We start from the raw sequence: 21,315 nt of genomic DNA on the forward strand, positions 1-21,315 counted from the left end.
CGACGCGGGGACGGCAGTCCCAAGGGTCTAAGACCCCGACTGAAATCGAAGATTTCAGTCGCCTGAATTCAGACGGGGTTTCAATCCCCGCCTGAATTCTTTCTCCGCGTCTCCCATTCTCCGCGTAAGAGCGTCCTTGAACATAACCACAAGCGCTGAATTGGATAAGCATCAAAAGCCGGATCGCGACTAATCAAAACAAGAGAATGATTCATCGCCTGTGCGATTACTCCCTTCGCACCAGAAGAATATATAATTAACGAACCACAGAGACACAGAGAACACAGAGGTAAGAGAAAAGAAGAGATAGATAGTCTTATACCGCGAAGGGAGTAACATTCGATCAAACGGATCGCGATGATGAAGTGGAAGATTGCGAATTTGAACAGTGTCGGCAAACGAAATGGGAAGCAATAGGATATCTGAAGAATCAATTTCCGAACCAATCGTTTCATAGCTACGTTGAAGCGATAATTTACCGATTTTTAACTTAATTGAGATTTCCCAAAGGCTTGCAATGCTGACATAAACGAGATCGGCTGCCTCGATTGTAGCTCTGAGATTATCGATTAGATTAGCATCATCTTCAGTCAGCCAGATAAATGTATGAGTATCTAGGAGAAAAGCACTCATTCCATGTATTCCTTCATATCTTCAAGCGGCTCATCAAAATCATCCGGCAGTGGTAAAACAAAAGTACCCTTTAATATACCTGAGCGACGCTTCTTTTGCGGAGGCTTTACGTCAGATACAGTTTCCGAGTAATTCTCGATTAGATATTTCGCATAGTGCAAGAGTTCTTTTTTTAGTGGCTCTGGCATCTTGACTAGCGTCTGCAAGATTTCTGCATCAACAGTCATAAATTCTCCTTTTTAACTTTTACTAAAAACATCACACTTCGCAATGCACTAGCGGATTGAGTCTGTCCGCTGCAATAAGGTTCTTATTCTGCGCTCAGGATGTCCTTTCCCATCGAAACTTCCGTTCAGACTCTTTAATTGGAACGTCGTTAATGCTAGCTTCGCGTCTTTGCATTAACCCATTTTCTGCAAATTCCCACTGTTCGTTACCATAGGCGCGATACCAGTAACCAGAATCATCGTGCCACTCGTACTCGAAGCGAACAGAAATGCGATTCTCTGTGAAACTCCAGAGTTCCTTCTTCAAACGATAATCTAGTTCTTTTGCCCACTTGCGTCTCAAGAAAGCCTTAATTTCTTCCCGCCCGCTGAAGAATTCGGCACGGTTGCGCCATTGGGAATCTTCGGTGTAAGCTAAGGCTACTCGTTCCGGATCGCGGGTATTCCACGCATCTTCTGCTGCTTGAACTTTGGCTAGAGCAGTTTCTAATGTAAAGGGTGGCAGGGGTGGTCTAATTTCCATAGGATTTATTGTTTGTCATTTGTAGAACCCGCGCCTACAAATTTTGCCCTATCGATTAAATGGGTCGCCCGGGATTCGAACCCGGAACTAATCGGTTAAAAGCCGAGTACTCTACCGTTGAGTTAGCGACCCTGGTGACTGTTTTTTTCGACACCGTTGACTACTATAACAATACATAAACCAAAAGTCAAGCTACTTTTCTCAGAAATTTACGCTCAAGCGCACTAGCGTCTCCAAACTCGCGCCTGGGTCTAAGTAAATCAGGTTCTCGCCGGTGTTTAGCGCGTTGCGGGTGGCTGTCCAAGGTTCGATGCAGTAATATGGTTTACCTTTGACGGTCCAAAAAACTACTGCCGAGTAGGCGTCGTCGTACTCGAGGGTGAGTTGCATCCGGCGAGTGGCATCGGTGACGGATGTTGACTTACTGGTTAGCTTTTGGAAGGCTACGTCAATTTCATCGGCGTCGAAGTCAAAGCTGCCGTTAAAGTAATGGGTTATTTTGGTTCGCTGGTCTTGGTACTCGGAAGCTGGAATGTTAAATTCCAACTTGGTTTTATCGCTGGTCTGGAAGTAAGGATGCAACCCGGTGGAAAAGGGCATCGGTTCTGGGGAATGATTGGTGTAGCGTTGCCGGATGTTTAAACCGTTGCCCAAAAGTTCGTAGGTGAAGGCGAGTTGGAACTCAAATGGGTAAACGGCACGAGTTTGGTCGTTGCTGTTGAGGACGAGGGTGAGGCTAACTAAATCTTGCGCTACTTGGTCGGCAACTTCCCAAGGCATGTCGCGGGCAAAGCCGTGTTGTTTGAGGGTGTATTGTTTCCCTTGATAGGTGTAGGTGTTGTCGGGTAAGTTGCCGCAGATGGGAAATAGGATGGGGATGCCGCCTCTAACGCTTAAGTTGGGGTCGGCAAATCGTTCTGCGTCGAGGTATAGGATATCCTCTCCTTGGACTTGCCAGCGGGTGATGATACCGCCGCGTTGCGGTACGACTTCTAAACGCGACTCGCTGGAAGAGTCAGAAAGGATGTAGGTTTGATATTGCTGTTGTTCAATGGCGATCGCAAACACTTATCCCAGCTTCCTGCACTACAAATATTGGTTGACCCCATTACGATACACGCGATCGCAATAGCCTGCTAACTTTCCGCTTCATCCTAGCGATCGCTCCCCTGGCCTGAGAAACTAGAGTGCGATATGCCTCCGGCACGCTATGCGAACGCATTGCAACCTACAAAGGTTAACTATCCGTCTCGCCTTCCTCGTATACGATCAAGTCTCCGGGCTGGCACTTAAGAGCTTTGCAAAGTGCCTCCAGCGTAGGTTCGTCAATTCTGGGTAGGCGATCGTGAAGCTTGAGCCGAGATATAGATTTAGGATGCCTTCCAATCAGGACAGCTAGCTCCTTATTGCTGATTTTGCGCTCAGCCATCACAACTGCCAATCTCCACCGGATCACTGTTTAACTACTCGATTACGGATCTTGCTATTGCAAGCCAGATGCTAACACTTCGCGCGGTGAGTTTTTGGCTCTTCCACACTTAGTGCCCCTAATTCTACATTAGGCGTTGACAAACAACGCCAGTCAGAATAGAGTTAGTGTAGACATGACAAAGCGATCGCGCCCCTGGCGTGGAAAACTAGAGTGCGATCGCTCAGTAACACCTTAAAAAGGCAGTAATACCATGATAGAACAACGTTCGGTTCTGGAGTTAATCAAAGAGCCGATTATTGAGATACCCCAAGGAAAACTACCCGTGCGGATGATTGCTTGCGGTATTCCCTATGGGGTGAATAGCGTAATTCATAACTTACATGTGGTTCGGTTTGCAGAAGTTGCAGCTTGGAGTCCGCCGTTACCTTCTCCAGTCAAAGGTGAAATTATTCGGATTTTGACTCGGTATATCAACATTAGCCGTTGAGAGCGATCGCGAGAATATCGCAATCAATGTTAGGTTTGACGGGAAAGCCTAAAATGGTTTACCCGTCAGATACCATTATTCAACTGAGGAAGTTCCCATGACAGCTTTAATTTTAAATATTCCTCAAAGCGTTCAACTAACGGACGAGCAATTTTTTGAGCTTTGTCAGGTGAATCGAGATTTAAGATTTGAACGTAACGCTACAGGAGAATTAATTATCATGTTACCCACGGGAGGAGGAACGGGAAGGCGCAATTCGGGAATCAATGCTCAACTTTGGTTATGGAATCAACAAGCGCAACTTGGCGAAGTTTTTGATTCTTCGACTGGGTTTAAAATTCCTAACGGTGCAGATCGATCTCCGGATGCTTCTTGGATTCCTTTAGCAAAATGGAATGCGCTTACACTCGAACAACAGGAAAGATTTCTTCCCCTGTGTCCGGACTTTGTCATTGAGTTGCGTTCCCCCAGGGATTCCTTACAATCTCTGCAAGACAAAATGCAGGAATATATAGACAATGGCACTCGTTTAGGTTGGTTGATTAATCGCCAAAATCGACAAGTGGAAATTTATCGGCAAGGTAGGGAAAAAGAAGTGTTGTCAGATCCTGCTACTTTATCCGGTGAGGATGTTTTACCTGGGTTTATTTTGAATTTGGAATTGGTTTGGTGATTGTGTCAGTCTAGCTTTCTCTGTTTGTAACTTTTCCCAAGCGGCTTCTTTACCAGGCGGTGGCGGCATTTTCGCAATTATATCTAAGAGATTTCGATTACGTTCTTCCCAGTACTGTCGAATTTCTTCTGCCTCTTTCAAGACGGTTTGATATTCCGCTTCAACTTCAGCACGATTTGCTTCAATGTATGACATTGCTGCCTCAAATTGCTCGTCAGAAATGTAGAACTGATGACGGATTAAGTGAGGTGGATAGCCAGCATGAATATAATCCATTAATTGATACAACGTGATGCGCGTTCCTGCGATTGCGAGTCCGCGTTCTGTACGGATAATAGCTGGTTGTCCATTAAAAACTGGAGTCATACCTATAGCCTTCGATAGTTATCTTCATCGTATCTTATGCAAAATGGAGATATTGTTTCACAGCGATCGCTATTGGGGAGTTGTAGGATGGCGATCGCAGTCAATTTTATCGGATTGGGTTTACCTGTACGCCCAGATTCAGGCTAGCCCAAGTTCGGTCAGCAGTGAGAACGGGAATTCCCAAGCGCTGCCCTAAAGCTAGACAAGCGCGATCGCCAAAGGAAAGACCTGCACTTTTGGTTAATGGGCGTAGTTGCGCGATCGCTATGGCATCTTCTTCTGTTAGCTTAAAGCGCTCTACTGGCTTGATTTATATTCTTTGATAGGTAGGCAAACAGGTTATAGATGGAGCGAAAAAGAATCTTCTGACGAGACAAGTTCATACCCCGCATCGGCTGGTGACACGACTGAAATAAAAACCAATGGCTCATCACCGTTGTTGAATACTCCATGCACGCACCCGGTATGAGCGACTACCACATCCCCTGCAACGATCGGCTTCGTAGTGCCTGCTTTATCCAAATAATATTCTCCCTTCCCAGCTAAAATAGTCCAGGTATCTTGCCCGTGAGGATGGATATGCGGGGAGATTTCCTGACCCGGCTTGATGTACCAGGCTACAATGACAGCATCCTTGGATTCGGTAACGACCGAACGAAAAGGCTCTCCGTCCGTCGGCTGCAAAAATTTAGAACTGTTGAATATCCTGTTCGTACTCATCTTAGTATCACGAGCGAGAATAGACTACACCAGCAAAAACAGTGCCGCTTCTGAGAGTTTTCCAAAATGTAATTTTCTCACGGCTCGCCTTAAAAAATTGTCTCAAAGATAACATTACATATAACTTACGCTCATATTCCCGGTTTTTACGAAAAATCCGCTTTTCGCTGCTTCCTCGCGACGCTCTTGAATTAGTTCATCTACTAAACTGCGATTTGGAGATATATTTTTGAGGACACCTCGCAGTTTTCTGACTTGTTCGCGGAGACTCATCAGATGCAAAGTGCCATCTTCTCCCACGATGAGGATGAGGCGCGAACCTTGCTTGAGGTCTAGCTGTTGCAGTACAGATTCAGGCAGAGTTAAGCGTCCTGATTTCAAGTGTGTATTGTTCTGGCTGTTTAGAGGATGAAATTTGTGACATGGCTGTAATGTTTGAAGTGTTTGCACTTTTCAATTAGAATTTAAATATCAAGCCTTCCAGTAGTGATGAGCCTAAATCCAGCAATTAGGGACACAAACGATAAAAAGAAGTACCAAAGGCTGGTTGGTAACAAAACTACTCTACCGCTGACAAAGATTAGCAAAATACCGAGTATGACCAACCCCCAGCCTAAATCGCCAACAATCCGGCGAAAGAACAGTAAAGATATAATACCTGTTGTAATAGCTAGAACAGAGCCAGCCGCTGAAAGATCGCTCCACCAAAAGGGCGATACTTGCGTAGTAAAGATAATGTTTTGGCCTACAAAGTAAACACCGACAATCAGCAAAACTAAGCCAACCAGTTTAGTTAGGAGCCTCATTATTATTCCTTTGTTTTAAAGTTTTGGAGATAATTATACTCCAAAAGCTGGTATAAAAGCCATTTCCTCTACTTTATTTTAACTGATTCAAAATTTTTAATCGCGTTTCTACAAGTCTAGTATCTCCTTTTCTGCCGCAGGCGGATGTTGCTGCAACACTTGCTGCAAATATTGCCCAGTATAAGACTGAGGATTTGCCGCTACTTCCTCCGGCGTTCCAAAAGCGATCGCATTCACTTAAGGGATTGGGGAAAGCGATCGCCTAAATTCTGCGGGACTTACGCAAAGAAACCGGGTTTCTGGAGAAGAAACCCGGTTTCTCCGAAAAATCCTTGGTTTGTCAACCAGAGATTGACGAAGAAACCGGGTTTCTGTCCTCGTCCTGCGTAAGTCCTGTTCTTTAACTCAACTGGCGCTTGGGTCGCGAAATAATACCCAACGCACCTACTGCCAATAGCCCCAAAACAGAAGCAGGTTCCGGGACAGATTTAGGCGCATCCGGGTCAGCGCGGAAAAAGCCTGACGTGCCATCCTCGAATTGAGCATAGAAGGCAATTTGACCAGAATTGTTCAACCCGCTGCGGGAGAACCTCAGGTCTTTCACCTTGGCACCAAAGAAAGTATCGCCAGTGGCAATTACCTTATTGGCTAATGGGTCTGAACCAGTGAAAATGCCTTTCACCCCCGTATCCAAAGAAGCTTGAAAGGCTACAGTGCCTCGATTGTTGATCCCAGGAGGGAAAAAGTTACTAAATAGACCGCTGGTATCGGCAATTTTAGCGCTCTTCCCGCCGTTGAAGATCAAGATACTCCAGACCCCTGTATCCAGCTCTGTTTTGATCAAGGCGACGCTTCCCTCGTCGTTAATCGCCGGACTGGATAATAAGGTCGAGGGATTACTACTTTCGGCAATGGTAGTGGTTGTTTGACCATTACTGATGAAAATGCCCGACTTCTCTGTGAAAGCGTTCAACTGACTGAAGGCCACAATGCCCTTATTGTTAATCGTGGCAGACAAAAAGCTAAAAGGGCTGGCGGTGGCGATATTGGTTATCACCCCATTGTTACTGGTGAAGATACCCCTGCGCCTATTGTCCAGTTCTGCCCAGAAAGCTATAGTACCCTCGTTATTGATGACGGGGAAGCCGAACCCAGCAAAGGAACCCTTGCTGTCGGCAATCGTATTTATCACCCCATTGTTACTGGTGAAAATGCCACTGCCCCCCTCAGCCAGCTGAGCGAAGAAAGCTACGGTATCTTCCTTATTGATTGTGTGACTAGATCCTCCTAAAAAGAATTTAAAAGCGCCGCTGTTATCAGCAATCAAAGTTGGCAATCCACCGTTACCAGTGAACAAAGCTTCTCTTCGGTTTGGAGTTCCTGGAGGATCTAGGTAAACCCAGAAAGCCACAGTCCCCTCATCGTTGAGTGAGGGGGAGGTAACGGCAGCAAAGTTACTGCTGCCGATTTTAGTGAAGGTGTAAGCAAATGCCTCATCCGTGGCAAGTAAGCTGAAGGTTGTACCGACGGCGGCGGCTATTGATAACCGCGCGATCGCATTTATAGTCATACGTTATTGGTACAAGATTTATATAACACCGAAATGATAGTCTCCTTTCCGTATATCTAACTAGAGTTATCTCCGTACTCTTTACTAAAAAAACATATTAAGCCGGTTATTTTTAAATTTAATATGAATTTTATACAAATAAAAAATTTAAATGAAGAAAATTTGCAGTATTTGGCCTTTCAGCTTCATTTAGATAAACACGGATAATAGCGAATTTATCTACGTGTATTTACACAAACTTAAGATTTCTGAACTAAAGGCGGATGTTGCTGCAATACCTGCTGCAAATATTGCCCAGTATAAGACTTGGGATTCTGCGCTACTTCCTCCGGGGTGCCAAAAGCAATTACTTCGCCTCCTTTATCTCCACCTTCTGGTCCTAAATCTATCACCCAATCAGAACAACGAATTACATCTAAATTATGTTCTATCACCAAAATCGAATTACCTTTATCGACCAATCTCTGCAACACATCTAGCAACTTATGGACATCATAAAACGATAAACCAGTTGTCGGTTCATCGATTAAATAAAGTGTCTTCCCCGTGGCGCGGCGAGATAGTTCGGATGCCAATTTCACCCGCTGTGCTTCGCCGCCGGATAAGGTAGGTGCGGTTTGTCCCAAACGGATGTAACCCAATCCCACATCTAATAAAGTTTGTAATCGCGTTGCCGCTTTGGGGATATTAATAAAAAACTCCAAAGCTTCTTCTACGGTCATGTCTAAAACTTCGGCAATCGACTTGCCTTTATACTTGACTTGCAAGGTTTCTCGATTGTATCTCGCACCTTTACAAACTTCGCATTGAACGTACACATCCGGCAGGAAATTCATCTCGATTACGTTCACGCCCTGTCCGCTACAAGCTTCGCATCTGCCGCCTTTGACGTTGAAGGAAAATTGCCCTGGTTTATATCCCCTTGCTTTGGCTTCTATGGTTTGGGAAAATATATCGCGAATCCCATCGAATACGCCTGTATAAGTGACGGGATTAGAACGCGGCGTGCGTCCGATGGGAGATTGGTCGATCACAATTGCTTTATCGATAGCGTTGAGTCCGTTCATCTTTTCCAGTTGTTTGGGAAAGGGAACTTTGCGCGTGAGGTGATGTTGTAATGCTGGATAAAGTAATTCGTTGACTAAGGTAGATTTCCCAGAACCGGAAACGCCGGTAATGCAGACGAGTTTACCCAAGGGGATTTCGACATCGATGTTTTTTAAGTTATTGCGATGGGCATTTTTGAGGATTAAGGATTTGCCATTTCCGGTTCTTCTTTCTGCTGGTGTTTCGATGACTTGCCGTCCGGATAAATAAGCGCCCGTTAAAGACTTTTCTGCGGTTAGTAATGTGTCTAAATTGCCTTGGGCGATGATTTCTCCGCCGTGTATTCCCGCGCCGGGACCAATATCTACAATATGGTCGGCGGCGCGGATGGTTTCTTCGTCGTGTTCGACTACTATTAAGGTATTTCCTAAGTCGCGTAGTTTGGTTAACGTACTCAGCAAGCGAGTGTTGTCTCTTTGATGCAATCCGATACTTGGTTCATCTAAAACGTAGAGGACGCCGGTTAATCCAGAACCTATTTGTGTCGCTAATCGAATTCGCTGTGCTTCGCCGCCGGAAAGGGTCATAGCGGCGCGGTCTAAGGTGAGGTAATCTAATCCTACGTCGAGGAGGAATTGCAGTCTGGCTTTGATTTCTCTCAAAACTAAATCGGCGATTTGCGCTTGGCGATCGCTCAACCTCAATTTATCAATCCTCTCTTTACATTCCCCAATTGAAACTGCCGTCAATTCCTCGATTTTATATTGTCCCATTCGCACCGATAGCGCTTCCGGTTTCAGTCGCTTTCCCTGACAAACTTCGCAGGTTTGATATACTAGATATTGTTCGAGTTTTTGCTTTTGCAATTCCGACCCTTCATCATATTGTTTCTGAAGGATTGCTAAGACTCCAGAATAATGTCGGAAATCTTTTCTTTCTTCTATCCAAATCGCTTTTTCCGAACCGGACAAGAGAATTTGTTGCTGTTCTTTGGTAAGTTGTTTCCAAGGAGTGTGAATTTCAAATCCAAACGCTTGCGCCACGTTATAAAGTAGCGAGATATAGTAAGAATTATCCTTTTCTGACCAAGGCGCAATCGCACTATAGACGGGCGCATCCGGATCGGGTATGACTAACTCTGGTGAAAATGTCCGCAAACTGCCTAAACCGTGACAATTTGGACAAGCACCGTAAGGCGAATTAAACGAAAATAATCTCGGCGATAATTCTTCCATCACTGCCCCATGTTCCGGACAAGCAAAGTTTTCGGAAAAAATTAATTCTTTTTCGCTGCTGACTTCTGAGGAGGGAGTAATATCAATCACCGCAATTCCACCAGAATGACGCAAGCAGGTGTTGAGAGAATCAACCAAACGTTCTTGCAGATCGGGTTTTTTGATTAACCGATCGACGACGATTTCAATCGTGTGAGTATAATTTTTATCCAATTCGATATTTTCGTCGAGTTGGCGAATTTCCCCATCAACTCGCACGCGGACAAAACCTTCAGAGACTAAACTCGATAAAAGTTTGCGGTGGGTTCCCTTTTTACCGCGCACGACGGGTGATAGGATTTGGAACCGGGTACGGTCTGGAAGTTCCATGATGCGATCGCACATCTGATCGATTGTCTGAGGTGCGATGCAGCGATCGCATATCGGACAGTGAGGTTCTCCCGCCCTACCATACAACAATCGCAGATAATCGTAAATCTCGGTAACCGTGCCTACCGTCGAACGCGGGTTATTTGATGTAGACTTTTGATCGATGGAAATAGCCGGACTCAGCCCTTCGATGGCTTCTACATCCGGTTTATCTAGCTGTCCTAAGAATTGTCGCGCATAAGCGCTGAGAGATTCAACGTAGCGGCGCTGTCCTTCTGCGAAGATGGTATCGAAGGCGAGGGAGGACTTACCCGACCCGGAGACGCCGGTGAAGACGATTAAGCGATCGCGCGGCAGTTCCAAATCGATATTCTTAAGGTTATGCTGCCTCGCGCCCCGAATGCGGATCGTATTCTGGTTATTATGGTTGGGGCTGGTAAGATGCTGGGCGTCTGAACTATCGACAGGATGAGACATGAGAACAGGGCGTAACAGTCCTTGATAATTTTAGCGCTGTCCTTTGATTTTGGATGATTGCTATTTGATTCTCAAGTCAGTAAGGAAACCTTACGATACAACGATGCAATCGGACAACTAAAATTAATGCTCTGGAAGGATATTTCTTCACCTTGTTCGTAAGTTTGGGCAATCCAGTTTCCAGACGCATCGCGGCGGAAACACTCGACGCGCATCTGGTCTTGACTAATTAGCACGTATTCGCTCAAAGTTTCTAAAGTTTTATAGTCATTAAATTTGCCTTCTCTATCAAAATCTTCTGTTTTGGGAGACAATACTTCAACAATCAAACAAGCGTAGCGAATAAACTTTTCATCAGAGTTTCGATCTCGTTCGTCGCAAGTTACCGCTACATCAGGATAGTAAAAGTCATTGACTCCTTCTACTCTAACTTTCATGTCTGTACTATAAACAAGGCAGTCACTCTCTTCAAGATGAGTATTCAGAAGAATAGATATATTTAACGTAATGATAACGTGAGCTTTACTTGCTCCTGCCATTGCATAGATGAGTCCTTGCCTGTACTCGTGCTTGATGGGATTGTTTTCTTCTATTTCTAGATATTCTTCTGGGGAGAAGTAGGCGTGGTATTGGGTGGAAAGCATTGTTTAAATCTCCTGAAGTTATACTTTTATTTTAAGCGAGCGCATACAACCTGAGTCATTGTTTTTTATAAACTTCTTCAGCAGGAATACCGCGTTTGCCTGCTTCTTTTTCCTTCATAAACTCTATTAATCGCTGCTTGACCTCTTCTTTAATTTCTTTGCCTTCGTCAGGAACGCCGAAATACTCCTCTAGGCATTGTTCAACAATGTGTCGAATTAGGTCTGTAAGTTGCTCAACGGTCATGTCTTTGACTTGCATTTTAATCTCCTAGCATCTAGTAGATATAATTTTAGCAAGAGTGTTATGAGATAGAGCGATCGCATCAAAAGAAACCCGGTTTCTTTGAGAAACCGGGTTTCTGGGGGGTCAAGTTACCAGCCCATCTTTGCAAATATTGCCATTGAATTTTAAGCGCGGGCAAGATGCCCAATCCAGAAGAAATTTGAATTGCAAAAATTGTGCTGTAATTCCCAATTAATATTTTTCAAACTGTGCCGAATAGCAGCGGGAATATCGCCTTTGCTGTTCGCTGCATCTACGGATGTTTTGTGCCATCAGGCATGATTGCGCCCTTCAGCTTTGCACCCACCAGGTCGGCATCTTCCATGTCGGCACCCCCCAGGTAGGCACCCCCCAGGTAGGCACCCCCCAGGTAGGCACCCCCCAGGTAGGCACCCCCCAGGTAGGCACCCACCAGGTAGGCACCCCCCAGGTAGGCACCCGGCAGGTTGGCACGCCACAGATTACAGCTTACGTACCTCTTTGTTTCCAGCAACTTCTGGACAACATTTTCACTCCTGAAAATCGTCAAATTCGTGCCAATGACAGCGAAAACACCAAGAGTAGCTAGCCCTAATACGGGAACTTTTCTCCTGAGTTTTATTGCACGACCTAGAGTTTCTAGCCAACTGGCATTACCGACAACATGAATCGGCTTCAATACTGCCAAAGCAACAGCCGCATCGGCATAGCGATTTTTCAGATTGGGTTCCACCATTTTGGTCAACCATTCCGCAAAACGCGGATTGATTTTAGGAACTAATTTCTTGAATTCAAAGCGATAGTTATCATCAATTAATTTCCCAATCTCAACAGAACGAGTACCAGTCACCAAACAAATCAACGTTGATCCCAAACTATACAAATCCGACGCTTCCGTCAGCGAACGACCAAACTGTTCTTCCGGCGGCGGCATAAAACCCACTGTCCCCGCCGCCACACTGCTAAGCGCCATTTCCCCACCCCGAATGCGGGCAAAACCAAAATCAATTAGGTAGGCATTTAATTGCTTGTCCACCAAAATATTCTCTGGTTTGATATCCCGATGAATAACCGGAGGAGTCCGCTTTTGCAAGTCAACCAAAATTTCTAAAACCGACACAGCAATTTGCTTAATTTCTTCCGGAGTAAAGCTGCGTCGTTCTGCTAAAGATGGGGCATTTTTATATTCCTGCACCAGACAAAAGCCCGATGCAGTTTCAAACGAATCTAGATAGGGGGGAATGCGGGGATGATTTAATTGTTGCAGCAGTTCTATCTCCCGTTGATAAGCTTTAAAACCCGACCAATCCGCACCCCCCATTGCAAACCGAAACTCTTTAATTACAACAAGAACATCCCCTCCTGTCCCTCCCCGATCAAGAACATCCCCTCCTGTCCCTCCCCGATCAAGATCCCCCCCTCTTGTCCCCCCCTTGTCAAGGGGGGCTAGGGGGGATCTCTTCGCCAAGTAGGTAATCCGCCCCGCTTCCCGATTGCGTCCCAATTCTCGGATAATTTGATAGCCGTGGCTGGAAAAATCTGAATGGTTGCTCATAGGTTTGTCCTTGCACCTGGATCTGTGCAGTGCGACAACAGTGAGTGGGTAGTGGGTGGTGTATGGGAAGCACCCCTAACCGTTAATACCGATTTTGGCATACACTATTGTCGCATCCTGAAATTGCTATCCCTGGTTGGCGTTGAGTGTCCCTGCACTCCACCCAACCTACAACTGACCCAAGTTTCTTCCTGAAGCAGAAAAATGATTGCTGAAGAAAATTGGAGCAGAGGTAAACTTAAAAAGCGATATGCCGACCGCACGCTGCGCGAACGCAGCTAGCCTAGAGTTAGTCTTCTAGATTTGTCTGCCGTTGGGTAGATGCGCTCGCGCGACGGTAAATATAAGAAATACTATCCGGTTTATTGGTCAAAATCTATGTTGAACGGTCAAACAAATCACCCAATCTTTGGAAAATTAGTAGGTGGACGTTATTACATACTCGAAATACTCAGTTTTGGCGTACTGGGGCGGACTTACCTTGCCAAAGACATTCGCCAAACGGGTAGTCCCAAATGCGTCATCAAACACGTCAAAGCTGTTAGCGATGAACCCAAAACCCTGGAAACTCTAAAGCGTCTATTTTTGGGGGAAGCAGAAATTCTGATTAATTTGGGAAAGCACGAACAAATTCCCCAGGTATTAGCTACGTTTGAAAACGACCAAGGATTCTACTTAGTACAAGAATTCATTGAAGGACAACCCCTGAGTGAACTACTACCAACCAGTACTCGCTGCGGTCAACGTTGGACTGAATTTCAAGTTGTTAAATTTTTGAAAGACCTTTTGGGCATTCTGGAATTTATTCACGCTCATAGGAGCATCCATTGTAACATCAATCCCAGCAACATAATTAAATGTGTCGTAGACGGAAAGCTATTTTTAACTGACTTCGGTGCAGTTCAACAAGTGCAAAATACAGCGCCAGATGTCAAATTAAATCTTAATCCATCCGGATATATTCCAGGAGAGCAACTCGCATTTCAGCCTCGGATAAACAGCGATATTTATGCTTTAGGTACTATTGGCGTTCAAGCACTAACAGGACTGCGTCCAGCGCAATTACAAATAGATGAAAATATAACTTGGCAGCGCCTGGTTAGCGACGAGTTAGCTGGTATCCTTACGCGAATGGTGCAACCCGATTATAAAGACCGCTATCAAAATGCGACCGAAGTCTTGCAAGCGCTTCATAGTCTGCCTGTCAACCTTGAGAAACCCATAGAAGTAAAACAAATATCCTCGCTGCAACCGACTCTAAATCTGGTGCAAACACCCGAACCAAAAGAGTTAATTTTACCCTCATTTGCTCCTACCGAATTTACCGACGATCTACCCATTTCTTTATGGCCAATTCCCTTACCACCGCTAGAGTTCGACCCAGACATAGAAATTCATATACCGGGCATTCCTCCGGTGTTAATAATGTTGAGCCTTAGCTTAGGGGCACTTGTTGCTAATTATGTGTTTATAGAAGCAGGTATTCACGATATTCTAGAACCAGATCCAAAGGAATTAAAGTTAGTAAAACCAAATATTAAAGAAGAGGAGTTACTGAGTTGGTCTGAAGAACTTTGTAGAATTCCTTATCTGTGTTTCTTCCAAGGACTCCCCCTCAGCGAAAGAGAAGTTTACCTACTGCGGAAAAAAGCCTACGCCCACGCCTATAAGGGCGACTTTACGAGTGCTTTGAAATATTTGGAACAGATTACTCCCAGCAGTCCGCAATACGATTGCGTCAAAATCAAAATTGCAGAATACCGCAAAAAACAAGAACTCAAAAATTCTCAAATGGGTACTACTGCTAATTCAAATACTACGCGGTAATTGCTAATTGCTAATTGCTAATTGCTAATTGGGAATCTTAGGCAAAGAAACCGGGTTTCTCCGAAAAATCGTCAACTAAGAAACCCGGTTTCTCCGAAAAATCCTTGGGAAAGGGAACCAGAGATCAACTAAGAAACCGTAATTGGTAATTGCTAATTGCTAATTGCTAATTGGGAATCGGGAAAACACCCACTTACTACCCTTTCCATTGGGTGACGGATGGTTCGGTATAAGCAAGTAACTTGCCTTGGGAAATAACATAACGCACCGTAGCGCGGCGACGAATTGCATCGTAGCGACTCGAACCATCTAAAACTATTAAATTGGCTGGTTTTCCTATTGCAATTCCATAGTTATCTTGCAAATGCAAAGTTTTAGCGCCGTGCCACGTTACCATATCAAAACAAGCATCAATTTCTGCCATTCCTGTCATTTGGCAAACGTGAACTGCCATATGGGCGACTTCTAACATATTTCCCGTTCCCAAACTGTACCAAGGATCTTGCACGCAATCATGTCCTAAACTGACATTTAATCCCGCTTGCCAAAGTTCTTTTACGCGGGTAATTCCCCGACGTTTGGGATAAGTATCGGTGCGCGCTTGCAGGGTAATATTAATCAGGGGATTGGCGATGAAATTAATTTGCGATCGCACCAACAATCCCATCAATTTTCGCGCATATGCATTGTTATAAGAACCAAACGCAGTTGTGTGACTCGCTGTAACTTTTTCCCCGATTCCCTCACGCACAGCACAAGCTGCTACCACTTCTAAAAATCGCGACTGTTCGTCATCAATTTCATCGCAGTGAATATCGATTATTTTATCATATTTTTCGGCTAATTCAAAGATGCGATGAACCGAACGCACCCCATCTTCTCGCGTAAATTCATAGTGGGGAATTCCTCCCACAACATCCGCCCCCAATTTGAGCGCTTCTTCCAATAGTTCCTCATTTTTTGGCTGGCTGTAAATCCCATCTTGGGGAAAGGCCACCACTTGTAAATTTATCCAATCTTTGACCTCTTCTCGCACTTCGAGTAAGCCTTGCAATGCAGTTAAACTCGGTTCGCTAACATCGGCATGGCTGCGAACAAATAATACACCTTGGGAGGCTTGTTGCTTTAGAGTTTCTTTGGCGCGGTTTTTGACATCTTCTAGGGTTAAACTTTGCTTGCGTTCTCCCCAAATTTCAATTCCTTCAAACAAAGTTCCGCTTTGATTCCATCGCGGTTCGCCTGCGGTTAAAGCCGAATCTAAATGAATGTGCGACTCCACAAACGGCGGACTCACTAACTTACCTTGAATATCGAGTTCTAGTTGGCAGGGTGAGGTAAGATGGGGGGCAATGGCTGCAATCTTCCCGTCTACAATAGCAATGTCAACTTCCGACTCAGTCCCGGTTGAATTGAGCAAGCGACAACGGCGCAGAAGTAGATCCCAGGGTTTTGGTAACATCGGTACTCCTTGAGGCAGGTGCAACAATTGTTGAATCTGACGGAAAATTGCGGTAATATAGATAAGTTTAAGGGAATTTTGCTATAAAACTCTGGGACTGCTACGGGACGGGGAATATGATAAATTTTGTCTCATAGACATAGCAGATATAGAAGTTATCATGAATGACACCAGCGAGCGCAATGGGTTGGAAGTAACAGAAACTATCTCCGTAGCGGGTTCTGTGATTGGGTCGATATTGGCAGTGGCTTCCAATCAGCTAATTTATGCAGCCGCTCCCTTGACTTTAGCGCTCTCCATCAGTACAATCAACCGCCGCAGGTTTGAGCAGAACTTGCAGCAGAATATGCTGTCGTTTTTATCTCAGATGAACTCTCGCATCACCGAAACAGACCAGAAAATAGCAGGAGAGTTACAGGCGGTAAAAGATGCGGCAAAATCCCTGGCTCCCGCTGCTGAACCTGTTAATATTAAACCGCTCCAAGCAGAAATCTCGGCGCTGCAAAAACGATTCGATACCTTAGAAGTAGCAATTGGCAATATTTCATCCACAGGGAATGTTACCGCGCAGCCAGCTTTTGACCCCACTTATCTAGAACAAGAGATTCAGAAACTGAAAACTGTACTGACCAATACAGAAAAAACACCCGCTGCCAGGGTTAACCCAGAGGAACTTAAGCAAGTTAAGCAGGAAATACAGCAACTGCAAGCAAACCTTTCGTCGTTGAACGAAGCGTTTAACCAGCGGCAGGAACCAAGTCAAATCGCAGAATTAAAGCAAACTACAGCCGCAATTGACCAAAAAATAGCTGACTCATCCCTAAAACAACAAATACAGCAACTGCAAGGGGAACTTTCCTCATTGAAACAAGCGTTTAACCAGCGGATGGAACCCGGTCAAATAGAATCAGTGAAGCAATTTGCGGCGGTAGTTCAACAACAGATTGCTGACAAGGAACCAGTACCCCCAGCGTTCGATCCGACACCCCTAGAACGACAAATACAGGCATTAAACAAAGCGATCGCGCAAATCGACTCGACCCAAACAAACTTCACCATCGAACTTGCCAAACTGCCCCAACTGTGGGAGAATCTCGCCCAGATCCAGCAGCAGCAGTCCGAGTTACAAAAGCTAATACTTCAAATCAAGCAGCCTCCATCCTCCCCAGTATTTCCTCTCGTTACCTTCGGAGGGAAAATCCAACCCCAAAGAACTAAAAATAAACGCATAGAAGCGATTATGGCAATGGCGGAGGCACACGGCATCGGCACAGAATTTCAGATGGTGACGCAAGCAGCAGAGAAACACCACCTGACTTTGAATCCCTGGCCTACTAATCTAGTATTCGGACCTGCCGATAATTTGATCGCGACCAAGTCTAGCAATCGCTCCCAATGTTTGTTTACAATGTCAGGACAGCCTACACAAGAAGGAAAAGTTCGACTGTGGCTGTCATCGCAAACCTTCGCGGATTTTTACCCAGTGATGGAGATGACTGTCACCTCGATCTTGGGATTTGATGGATGGGTGGAGATGACAAAGGGAGAAATTGAGCAGTTTGTCGCGAGTCTGAATCGCTTGTTTGAGTCGTTGGAGGCAAATCCAGCCGAGTTAAACTAGGTGTCTGTGATAAATTGGCGATCGCGTTGTGATCTAGATCCGCGATCGCTCTTTCTGCCATATCCATAATAAGACTTGGAATAGATCTAACCGACCCCCAGCCGAGAAATCTTGCCTTTGATCCCGGTTAGCCAATTTGTGCTAGCAGTCGGTGACTGGGTCTCTTGTCTGGGCTGCAAAGAACTAGGCGATCGCGCTTCATAATGATATCTTAAACTACTAACTACTAACCTGTGACTGGCGTCACCCTCAGCTTGTAGCTCGCCTCACGGGGTATTGTGGTAACAATCATCCTTAACAGAGGTCTGCGATCGCTAAATCTCGTAGAGAGGAATTATACAGTTAAACTGTAAGAGTTCCCGGCACTGAGATGGTATCTCAAGGTTTTTTCCCTCAAGCTACAACTGGACACTTTAGAGCTATTAAAGCTCCACTCCCCAGCGATGACTCAAACATTGTTCATCATACTGAATCGCTGCCAAATTCAAACGATCCCCAACCAGATCTCTCCCCACAGAGGGAAACAATCTGCCAGTTTTTTCTAAATCTTGTTAAGCAATCGTCACCCGACTTAGTTTTATCTGAATTTAAAAATTTATTTATCCAGTTTGTTGTGGTTCAGACAGAACCGCAAAAAGCGTTTTATAAAATAATTATTTGTCGCGATGAAGAAGAGTTTAAAAACACTTTAACGCGAACTATTTATATTATTCTTAACAACTGGATTTTTCGCCGGGAATACAAGCCAGCACAGGAGCTGATTGAATTGCTTGGTAATGCTCCCGTTAATTGTTGCACAAAATCCCAAACGCTCAATCATCTGAGTACTTGGCTAGATAATTTTATCAATAGTCAAGAATACCAAGAAATCAAAGTATTTGTTGCTAAATACGACTATCAACAAAAACAACACTGGAAGAACCACTACACTTCTTATTTGTTAACTTCTCAGTATGCTAATTCTCAAAACTCCCTAGAACAGCGCCAAGCGGCTAAAGTATTATCCCAGCAGTTACAAGATAAATTTAAGGTGGATTTGGCTATGTACACAGCACATTCTCATCCTGATGCGCCTCACGCTCAAAGAACTCAAAATCCAACATTTCTCGGCGATGAAGCACTGGAATTAATCAAAAAAGTTGTAGCCAAACGCAGTTTTTTTAGCTATGGCAATTTAGCGAATATTTTTATCCAACAAACTCACCGGCTTAAATACAAATACTTTAAAAAAAGTTTAATAAAATACTTGTTTTTCTCTGTCTCTAATCAAGGATTAGTAGATAATCTGAGAACAAAGCTAACTGAAAAACTAGAAGGCATTTATCAAGAATATGACGAAGAGGTATTAAATAAACCGCTGCTGCTCAAAACTTGCAATCGCACGATAGAATGGTTGACTATCCCCAGAAATGGAGAACCTTCTTCCTTGTTTATTGCCTTAGCTTCTCAAGGAAATCCTTTAACATTAGCAATTATTTTGCTCAAACTGATTTTAATTTGCCCGCCGACTCGTACTCATTTAGAAGTTTGTATGGCAAATTTAATTCGATACTATGAAGATTATTCCCAAGAAGAATGCCATTGGGTGATTAAATTCTTGGAAATCACGAAAATTATTTTGACAATTTTTACTGAAAACGTGCAATACAATTTAGTCGATATGGATCAAAGCAAATTAAATACCGGCGCTCCAGATGAATTGAGAATTTTTTCTCAGCAAGCCGAGCGTAATAAAAACTCTCCTTAACCTCTCTTTCTCTTGTCTTCCCGGTTCGGCGCCTCTGGGGTTCATTAAATATTAGCTATCCTCTCCCTTGCGGATAAATTGCTTTAAAATCTCTCCCGGTTTCCGATCCCAAGTATCGATATGTTCGTAGATAAAACCATTTTCATTGAGTTTATACGTAGAATAGCCATTAAAAAATATGCGAGCTTTCCCAGGAACTCGCAAAACACCACGCACCGTCCAATTGGCAATAATTGTATCCTCAGTTTTCCGAGCAACATCGTGCAGATCGAAGTAAATTTCGCTAAAAAATAGCCGGGCGTGAAATCGCAGCGTCCAGAAAATAATCCGATAGTTGAATTTCCATTTAAACTTGTTGACCGGGTCTTGAAAGTAGATATCCGGCGTATAAATATCATAAGAAATATCTTGCTCAAAAAGCGTTGGTAAATCATTTTTGAGCGTTTCTATAATCTGTTGTATTTGCGATCGCTCTTCCATTGCACCAGTCCTACAACTCATATTATGCCAGCGTCATTTAGCTTTCTTCGCCCCAAGGAAGCAGTTGCAAGTAAACTAGCACCAGTGTAACAGCTAGCAACACCGTTGCAGCTGCGGCGGCGTAGCCAAAATCAAAGCGCAGATAATTTCTTAAACCTACCCAGCGAGTGCCGCTAATGGTAAAACAGGTAGGCGATGGGCCAGAGGACGAAGATACCAAGTAGGATGAGAGCAGGAGATAAAAAGATCCAGGCAGCGATCGCATCTGAATCCGACCACGACTTACTATATAGTTTACCCCTCTGCAATCAAACCTCCCATCTGCCATGACTGTGACCCCAATATCAGATGATTCTACCTTGAGCCTCGTTTCTCCAACCATTCCAGCCAAACTTCCCCAACAAGATGCACCTGTGAAACTAGGTATTCTGGCTTCTGGGAGTGGTAGTAACTTTGAGGCTATTGCACAAGCGATCGCCGACGGACAGTTAAACGCTAAAATACAAGTTTTGATTTACAATAATCCAGGCATCAAAGCCGCAGCAAGAGCCGAACGCTGGAATGTTCCCGCCTTCTTGCTCAACCATCGAGACTTTAAGCGTCGCCAAGACTTAGACGCCAAAATCGTCCAAACCTTGCGGGAATATGATGTTGAATGGGTTATTTTAGCAGGTTGGATGCGAATTATAACTCCTGGTTTTATTGATGCTTTCCCCAACCGAATTATCAATATTCACCCCAGTTTATTACCTAGTTTTAAAGGCGTCCGGGCAGTAGAGCAAGCCCTTGCCGCAGGTGTAAAAATTACTGGGTGTACGGTTCACTTAGTTGTTCCAGAAGTTGACAGCGGCCCAATTCTCATCCAAGCTGCTGTGCCAGTTTTGCCCGACGACACCCCAGAAACCCTGCACGCGCGGATACAAGTACAGGAGTATAAGATTATGGTAGAAGCGATTCGCGTAGCGACTGCTTTGCCGAACGCTCTTGCTGCACGTCAGCATCAGGTAGAGGTCAGCAGCGAACCACATCGATAGACCATCGCAGCGCGGCAAAGATTCGGCGCCAATGGGTCGAAACAGTCGACTCATATCATGTCCGGTTAAATACCCTTAGTTAGGAATGACAAGGGAGAACGGTGACACGGTGACGGGTCGA

The 21,315-nt window shown here is 44.6% G+C and carries 26 protein-coding genes and 1 tRNA gene; 8 read left to right on the top strand and 19 right to left on the bottom strand.

The annotated features are described in order from the left end of the window. Positions 1-189: 189 nt before the first annotated feature. The 6 genes from ACE1CM_RS34395 to ACE1CM_RS34420 form a co-directional block, all read right to left on the bottom strand. On the bottom strand, positions 190-633 hold the full coding sequence (locus tag ACE1CM_RS34395; protein WP_374883380.1) for a type II toxin-antitoxin system VapC family toxin: 444 nt from the start codon (positions 631-633) through the stop codon (positions 190-192). Then, a complete protein-coding gene (locus tag ACE1CM_RS34400; protein ID WP_374883381.1) occupies positions 630-860 on the bottom strand; it encodes a DUF2281 domain-containing protein in 231 nt (76 codons plus the stop codon). The genes ACE1CM_RS34395 and ACE1CM_RS34400 overlap by 4 nt, the downstream gene beginning before the upstream one ends. A gap of 94 nt (positions 861-954) precedes the next feature. Next, positions 955-1,383, bottom strand: coding sequence for a DUF1348 family protein (locus tag ACE1CM_RS34405; RefSeq protein ID WP_374883382.1), 429 nt, complete (start codon positions 1,381-1,383; stop codon positions 955-957). Between the two features lie 60 nt (positions 1,384-1,443). After that, positions 1,444-1,515: transfer RNA gene (locus tag ACE1CM_RS34410), tRNA-Lys, on the bottom strand. A gap of 69 nt (positions 1,516-1,584) precedes the next feature. Then, the gene (locus ACE1CM_RS34415) at positions 1,585-2,451 is read right to left on the bottom strand and encodes an aldose epimerase (protein WP_374883383.1); all 867 of its coding nucleotides are present in this window, start codon (positions 2,449-2,451) and stop codon (positions 1,585-1,587) included. A 169-nt stretch (positions 2,452-2,620) separates the two neighbouring features. After that, positions 2,621-2,839: a helix-turn-helix transcriptional regulator gene (locus ACE1CM_RS34420; RefSeq protein ID WP_264196910.1), complete on the bottom strand. Its 219-nt coding sequence runs from the start codon at positions 2,837-2,839 to the stop codon at positions 2,621-2,623. 226 nt (positions 2,840-3,065) lie between these two features. Here ACE1CM_RS34420 and ACE1CM_RS34425 point away from each other — a divergent pair, with 226 nt between their 5' ends. Together ACE1CM_RS34425 and ACE1CM_RS34430 are read left to right on the top strand one after the other, a co-directional pair. Further along, the gene (locus ACE1CM_RS34425; protein ID WP_374883385.1) at positions 3,066-3,302 is read left to right on the top strand and encodes a hypothetical protein; all 237 of its coding nucleotides are present in this window, start codon (positions 3,066-3,068) and stop codon (positions 3,300-3,302) included. A gap of 97 nt (positions 3,303-3,399) precedes the next feature. Continuing rightward, positions 3,400-3,975: a Uma2 family endonuclease gene (locus ACE1CM_RS34430; RefSeq protein WP_374883387.1), complete on the top strand. Its 576-nt coding sequence runs from the start codon at positions 3,400-3,402 to the stop codon at positions 3,973-3,975. Here ACE1CM_RS34430 and ACE1CM_RS34435 read toward each other — a convergent pair. Next, positions 3,937-4,341 (bottom strand): DUF433 domain-containing protein, encoded by a 405-nt coding sequence (locus ACE1CM_RS34435; RefSeq protein WP_374883389.1) that lies wholly within the window; start codon positions 4,339-4,341, stop codon positions 3,937-3,939. The two genes, ACE1CM_RS34430 and ACE1CM_RS34435, sit on opposite strands and share 39 nt — an antisense overlap. Before the next feature lie 43 nt (positions 4,342-4,384). Here ACE1CM_RS34435 and ACE1CM_RS34440 point away from each other — a divergent pair, with 43 nt between their 5' ends. Beyond that, complete coding sequence (locus tag ACE1CM_RS34440; RefSeq protein WP_374883390.1) at positions 4,385-4,537, top strand: hypothetical protein; 153 nt, start codon at positions 4,385-4,387, stop codon at positions 4,535-4,537. A gap of 143 nt (positions 4,538-4,680) precedes the next feature. Here the strand turns inward: ACE1CM_RS34440 and ACE1CM_RS34445 are convergent, their stop codons facing one another. The 9 genes from ACE1CM_RS34445 to ACE1CM_RS34485 form a co-directional block, all read right to left on the bottom strand. Further along, positions 4,681-5,061 carry a cupin domain-containing protein gene (locus ACE1CM_RS34445; RefSeq protein WP_374883391.1) on the bottom strand — a complete coding sequence of 127 codons (381 nt, stop codon included), beginning with the start codon at positions 5,059-5,061 and terminating at the stop codon, positions 4,681-4,683. 114 nt (positions 5,062-5,175) lie between these two features. Next, positions 5,176-5,511, bottom strand: a complete 336-nt coding sequence (locus tag ACE1CM_RS34450; RefSeq protein ID WP_374883392.1) for an AbrB/MazE/SpoVT family DNA-binding domain-containing protein — start codon at positions 5,509-5,511, stop codon at positions 5,176-5,178. A 14-nt stretch (positions 5,512-5,525) separates the two neighbouring features. Continuing rightward, positions 5,526-5,867 carry a hypothetical protein gene (locus ACE1CM_RS34455; protein WP_374883393.1) on the bottom strand — a complete coding sequence of 114 codons (342 nt, stop codon included), beginning with the start codon at positions 5,865-5,867 and terminating at the stop codon, positions 5,526-5,528. A 108-nt stretch (positions 5,868-5,975) separates the two neighbouring features. Continuing rightward, positions 5,976-6,104 (bottom strand): hypothetical protein, encoded by a 129-nt coding sequence (locus ACE1CM_RS34460; RefSeq protein WP_374883394.1) that lies wholly within the window; start codon positions 6,102-6,104, stop codon positions 5,976-5,978. Positions 6,105-6,267: 163 nt separating this feature from the next. Next, entirely contained in the window at positions 6,268-7,437 is a 1,170-nt protein-coding gene (locus tag ACE1CM_RS34465; RefSeq protein WP_374883395.1) for a choice-of-anchor tandem repeat NxxGxxAF-containing protein, read from the bottom strand. 239 nt (positions 7,438-7,676) lie between these two features. Next, entirely contained in the window at positions 7,677-10,565 is a 2,889-nt protein-coding gene (uvrA, locus tag ACE1CM_RS34470) for an excinuclease ABC subunit UvrA (RefSeq protein WP_374883396.1), read from the bottom strand. A gap of 71 nt (positions 10,566-10,636) precedes the next feature. Further along, on the bottom strand, positions 10,637-11,209 hold the full coding sequence (locus ACE1CM_RS34475; RefSeq protein WP_374883397.1) for a Uma2 family endonuclease: 573 nt from the start codon (positions 11,207-11,209) through the stop codon (positions 10,637-10,639). Between the two features lie 55 nt (positions 11,210-11,264). Further along, entirely contained in the window at positions 11,265-11,468 is a 204-nt protein-coding gene (locus tag ACE1CM_RS34480) for a hypothetical protein (RefSeq protein WP_374883398.1), read from the bottom strand. 277 nt (positions 11,469-11,745) lie between these two features. Continuing rightward, complete coding sequence (locus tag ACE1CM_RS34485; RefSeq protein ID WP_374883399.1) at positions 11,746-13,026, bottom strand: pentapeptide repeat-containing protein; 1,281 nt, start codon at positions 13,024-13,026, stop codon at positions 11,746-11,748. Here ACE1CM_RS34485 and ACE1CM_RS34490 point away from each other — a divergent pair. Beyond that, positions 13,015-13,221 carry a hypothetical protein gene (locus ACE1CM_RS34490; protein WP_374883400.1) on the top strand — a complete coding sequence of 69 codons (207 nt, stop codon included), beginning with the start codon at positions 13,015-13,017 and terminating at the stop codon, positions 13,219-13,221. The genes ACE1CM_RS34485 and ACE1CM_RS34490 overlap by 12 nt on opposite strands. Positions 13,222-13,347: 126 nt before the next feature. Beyond that, entirely contained in the window at positions 13,348-14,853 is a 1,506-nt protein-coding gene (locus ACE1CM_RS34495; protein ID WP_374883401.1) for a protein kinase, read from the top strand. Between the two features lie 196 nt (positions 14,854-15,049). Here ACE1CM_RS34495 and codA read toward each other — a convergent pair whose 3' ends face one another. After that, a complete protein-coding gene (codA, locus tag ACE1CM_RS34500; RefSeq protein ID WP_374883402.1) occupies positions 15,050-16,312 on the bottom strand; it encodes a cytosine deaminase in 1,263 nt (420 codons plus the stop codon). A gap of 160 nt (positions 16,313-16,472) precedes the next feature. Here codA and ACE1CM_RS34505 point away from each other — a divergent pair, with 160 nt between their 5' ends. Then, positions 16,473-17,933, top strand: a complete 1,461-nt coding sequence (locus tag ACE1CM_RS34505; protein WP_374883403.1) for a hypothetical protein — start codon at positions 16,473-16,475, stop codon at positions 17,931-17,933. A 370-nt stretch (positions 17,934-18,303) separates the two neighbouring features. Further along, positions 18,304-19,680 carry a hypothetical protein gene (locus tag ACE1CM_RS34510; RefSeq protein WP_374883404.1) on the top strand — a complete coding sequence of 459 codons (1,377 nt, stop codon included), beginning with the start codon at positions 18,304-18,306 and terminating at the stop codon, positions 19,678-19,680. 51 nt (positions 19,681-19,731) lie between these two features. On the opposite strand, the gene ACE1CM_RS34515 is transcribed toward ACE1CM_RS34510, so the two are convergent. Together ACE1CM_RS34515 and ACE1CM_RS34520 are read right to left on the bottom strand one after the other, a co-directional pair. After that, positions 19,732-20,181 (bottom strand): DUF2358 domain-containing protein, encoded by a 450-nt coding sequence (locus tag ACE1CM_RS34515; protein WP_374883405.1) that lies wholly within the window; start codon positions 20,179-20,181, stop codon positions 19,732-19,734. A 16-nt stretch (positions 20,182-20,197) separates the two neighbouring features. After that, positions 20,198-20,488: a hypothetical protein gene (locus ACE1CM_RS34520; RefSeq protein ID WP_374883407.1), complete on the bottom strand. Its 291-nt coding sequence runs from the start codon at positions 20,486-20,488 to the stop codon at positions 20,198-20,200. Here ACE1CM_RS34520 and purN point away from each other — a divergent pair. Further along, positions 20,487-21,194 (top strand): phosphoribosylglycinamide formyltransferase, encoded by a 708-nt coding sequence (gene purN, locus ACE1CM_RS34525; protein ID WP_374883408.1) that lies wholly within the window; start codon positions 20,487-20,489, stop codon positions 21,192-21,194. The genes ACE1CM_RS34520 and purN overlap by 2 nt on opposite strands. The last annotated feature ends 121 nt before the right edge of the window (positions 21,195-21,315 follow it).

The organism is Microseira sp. BLCC-F43, from assembly GCF_041929235.1.
Classification (GTDB): domain Bacteria; phylum Cyanobacteriota; class Cyanobacteriia; order Cyanobacteriales; family Aerosakkonemataceae; genus Microseira.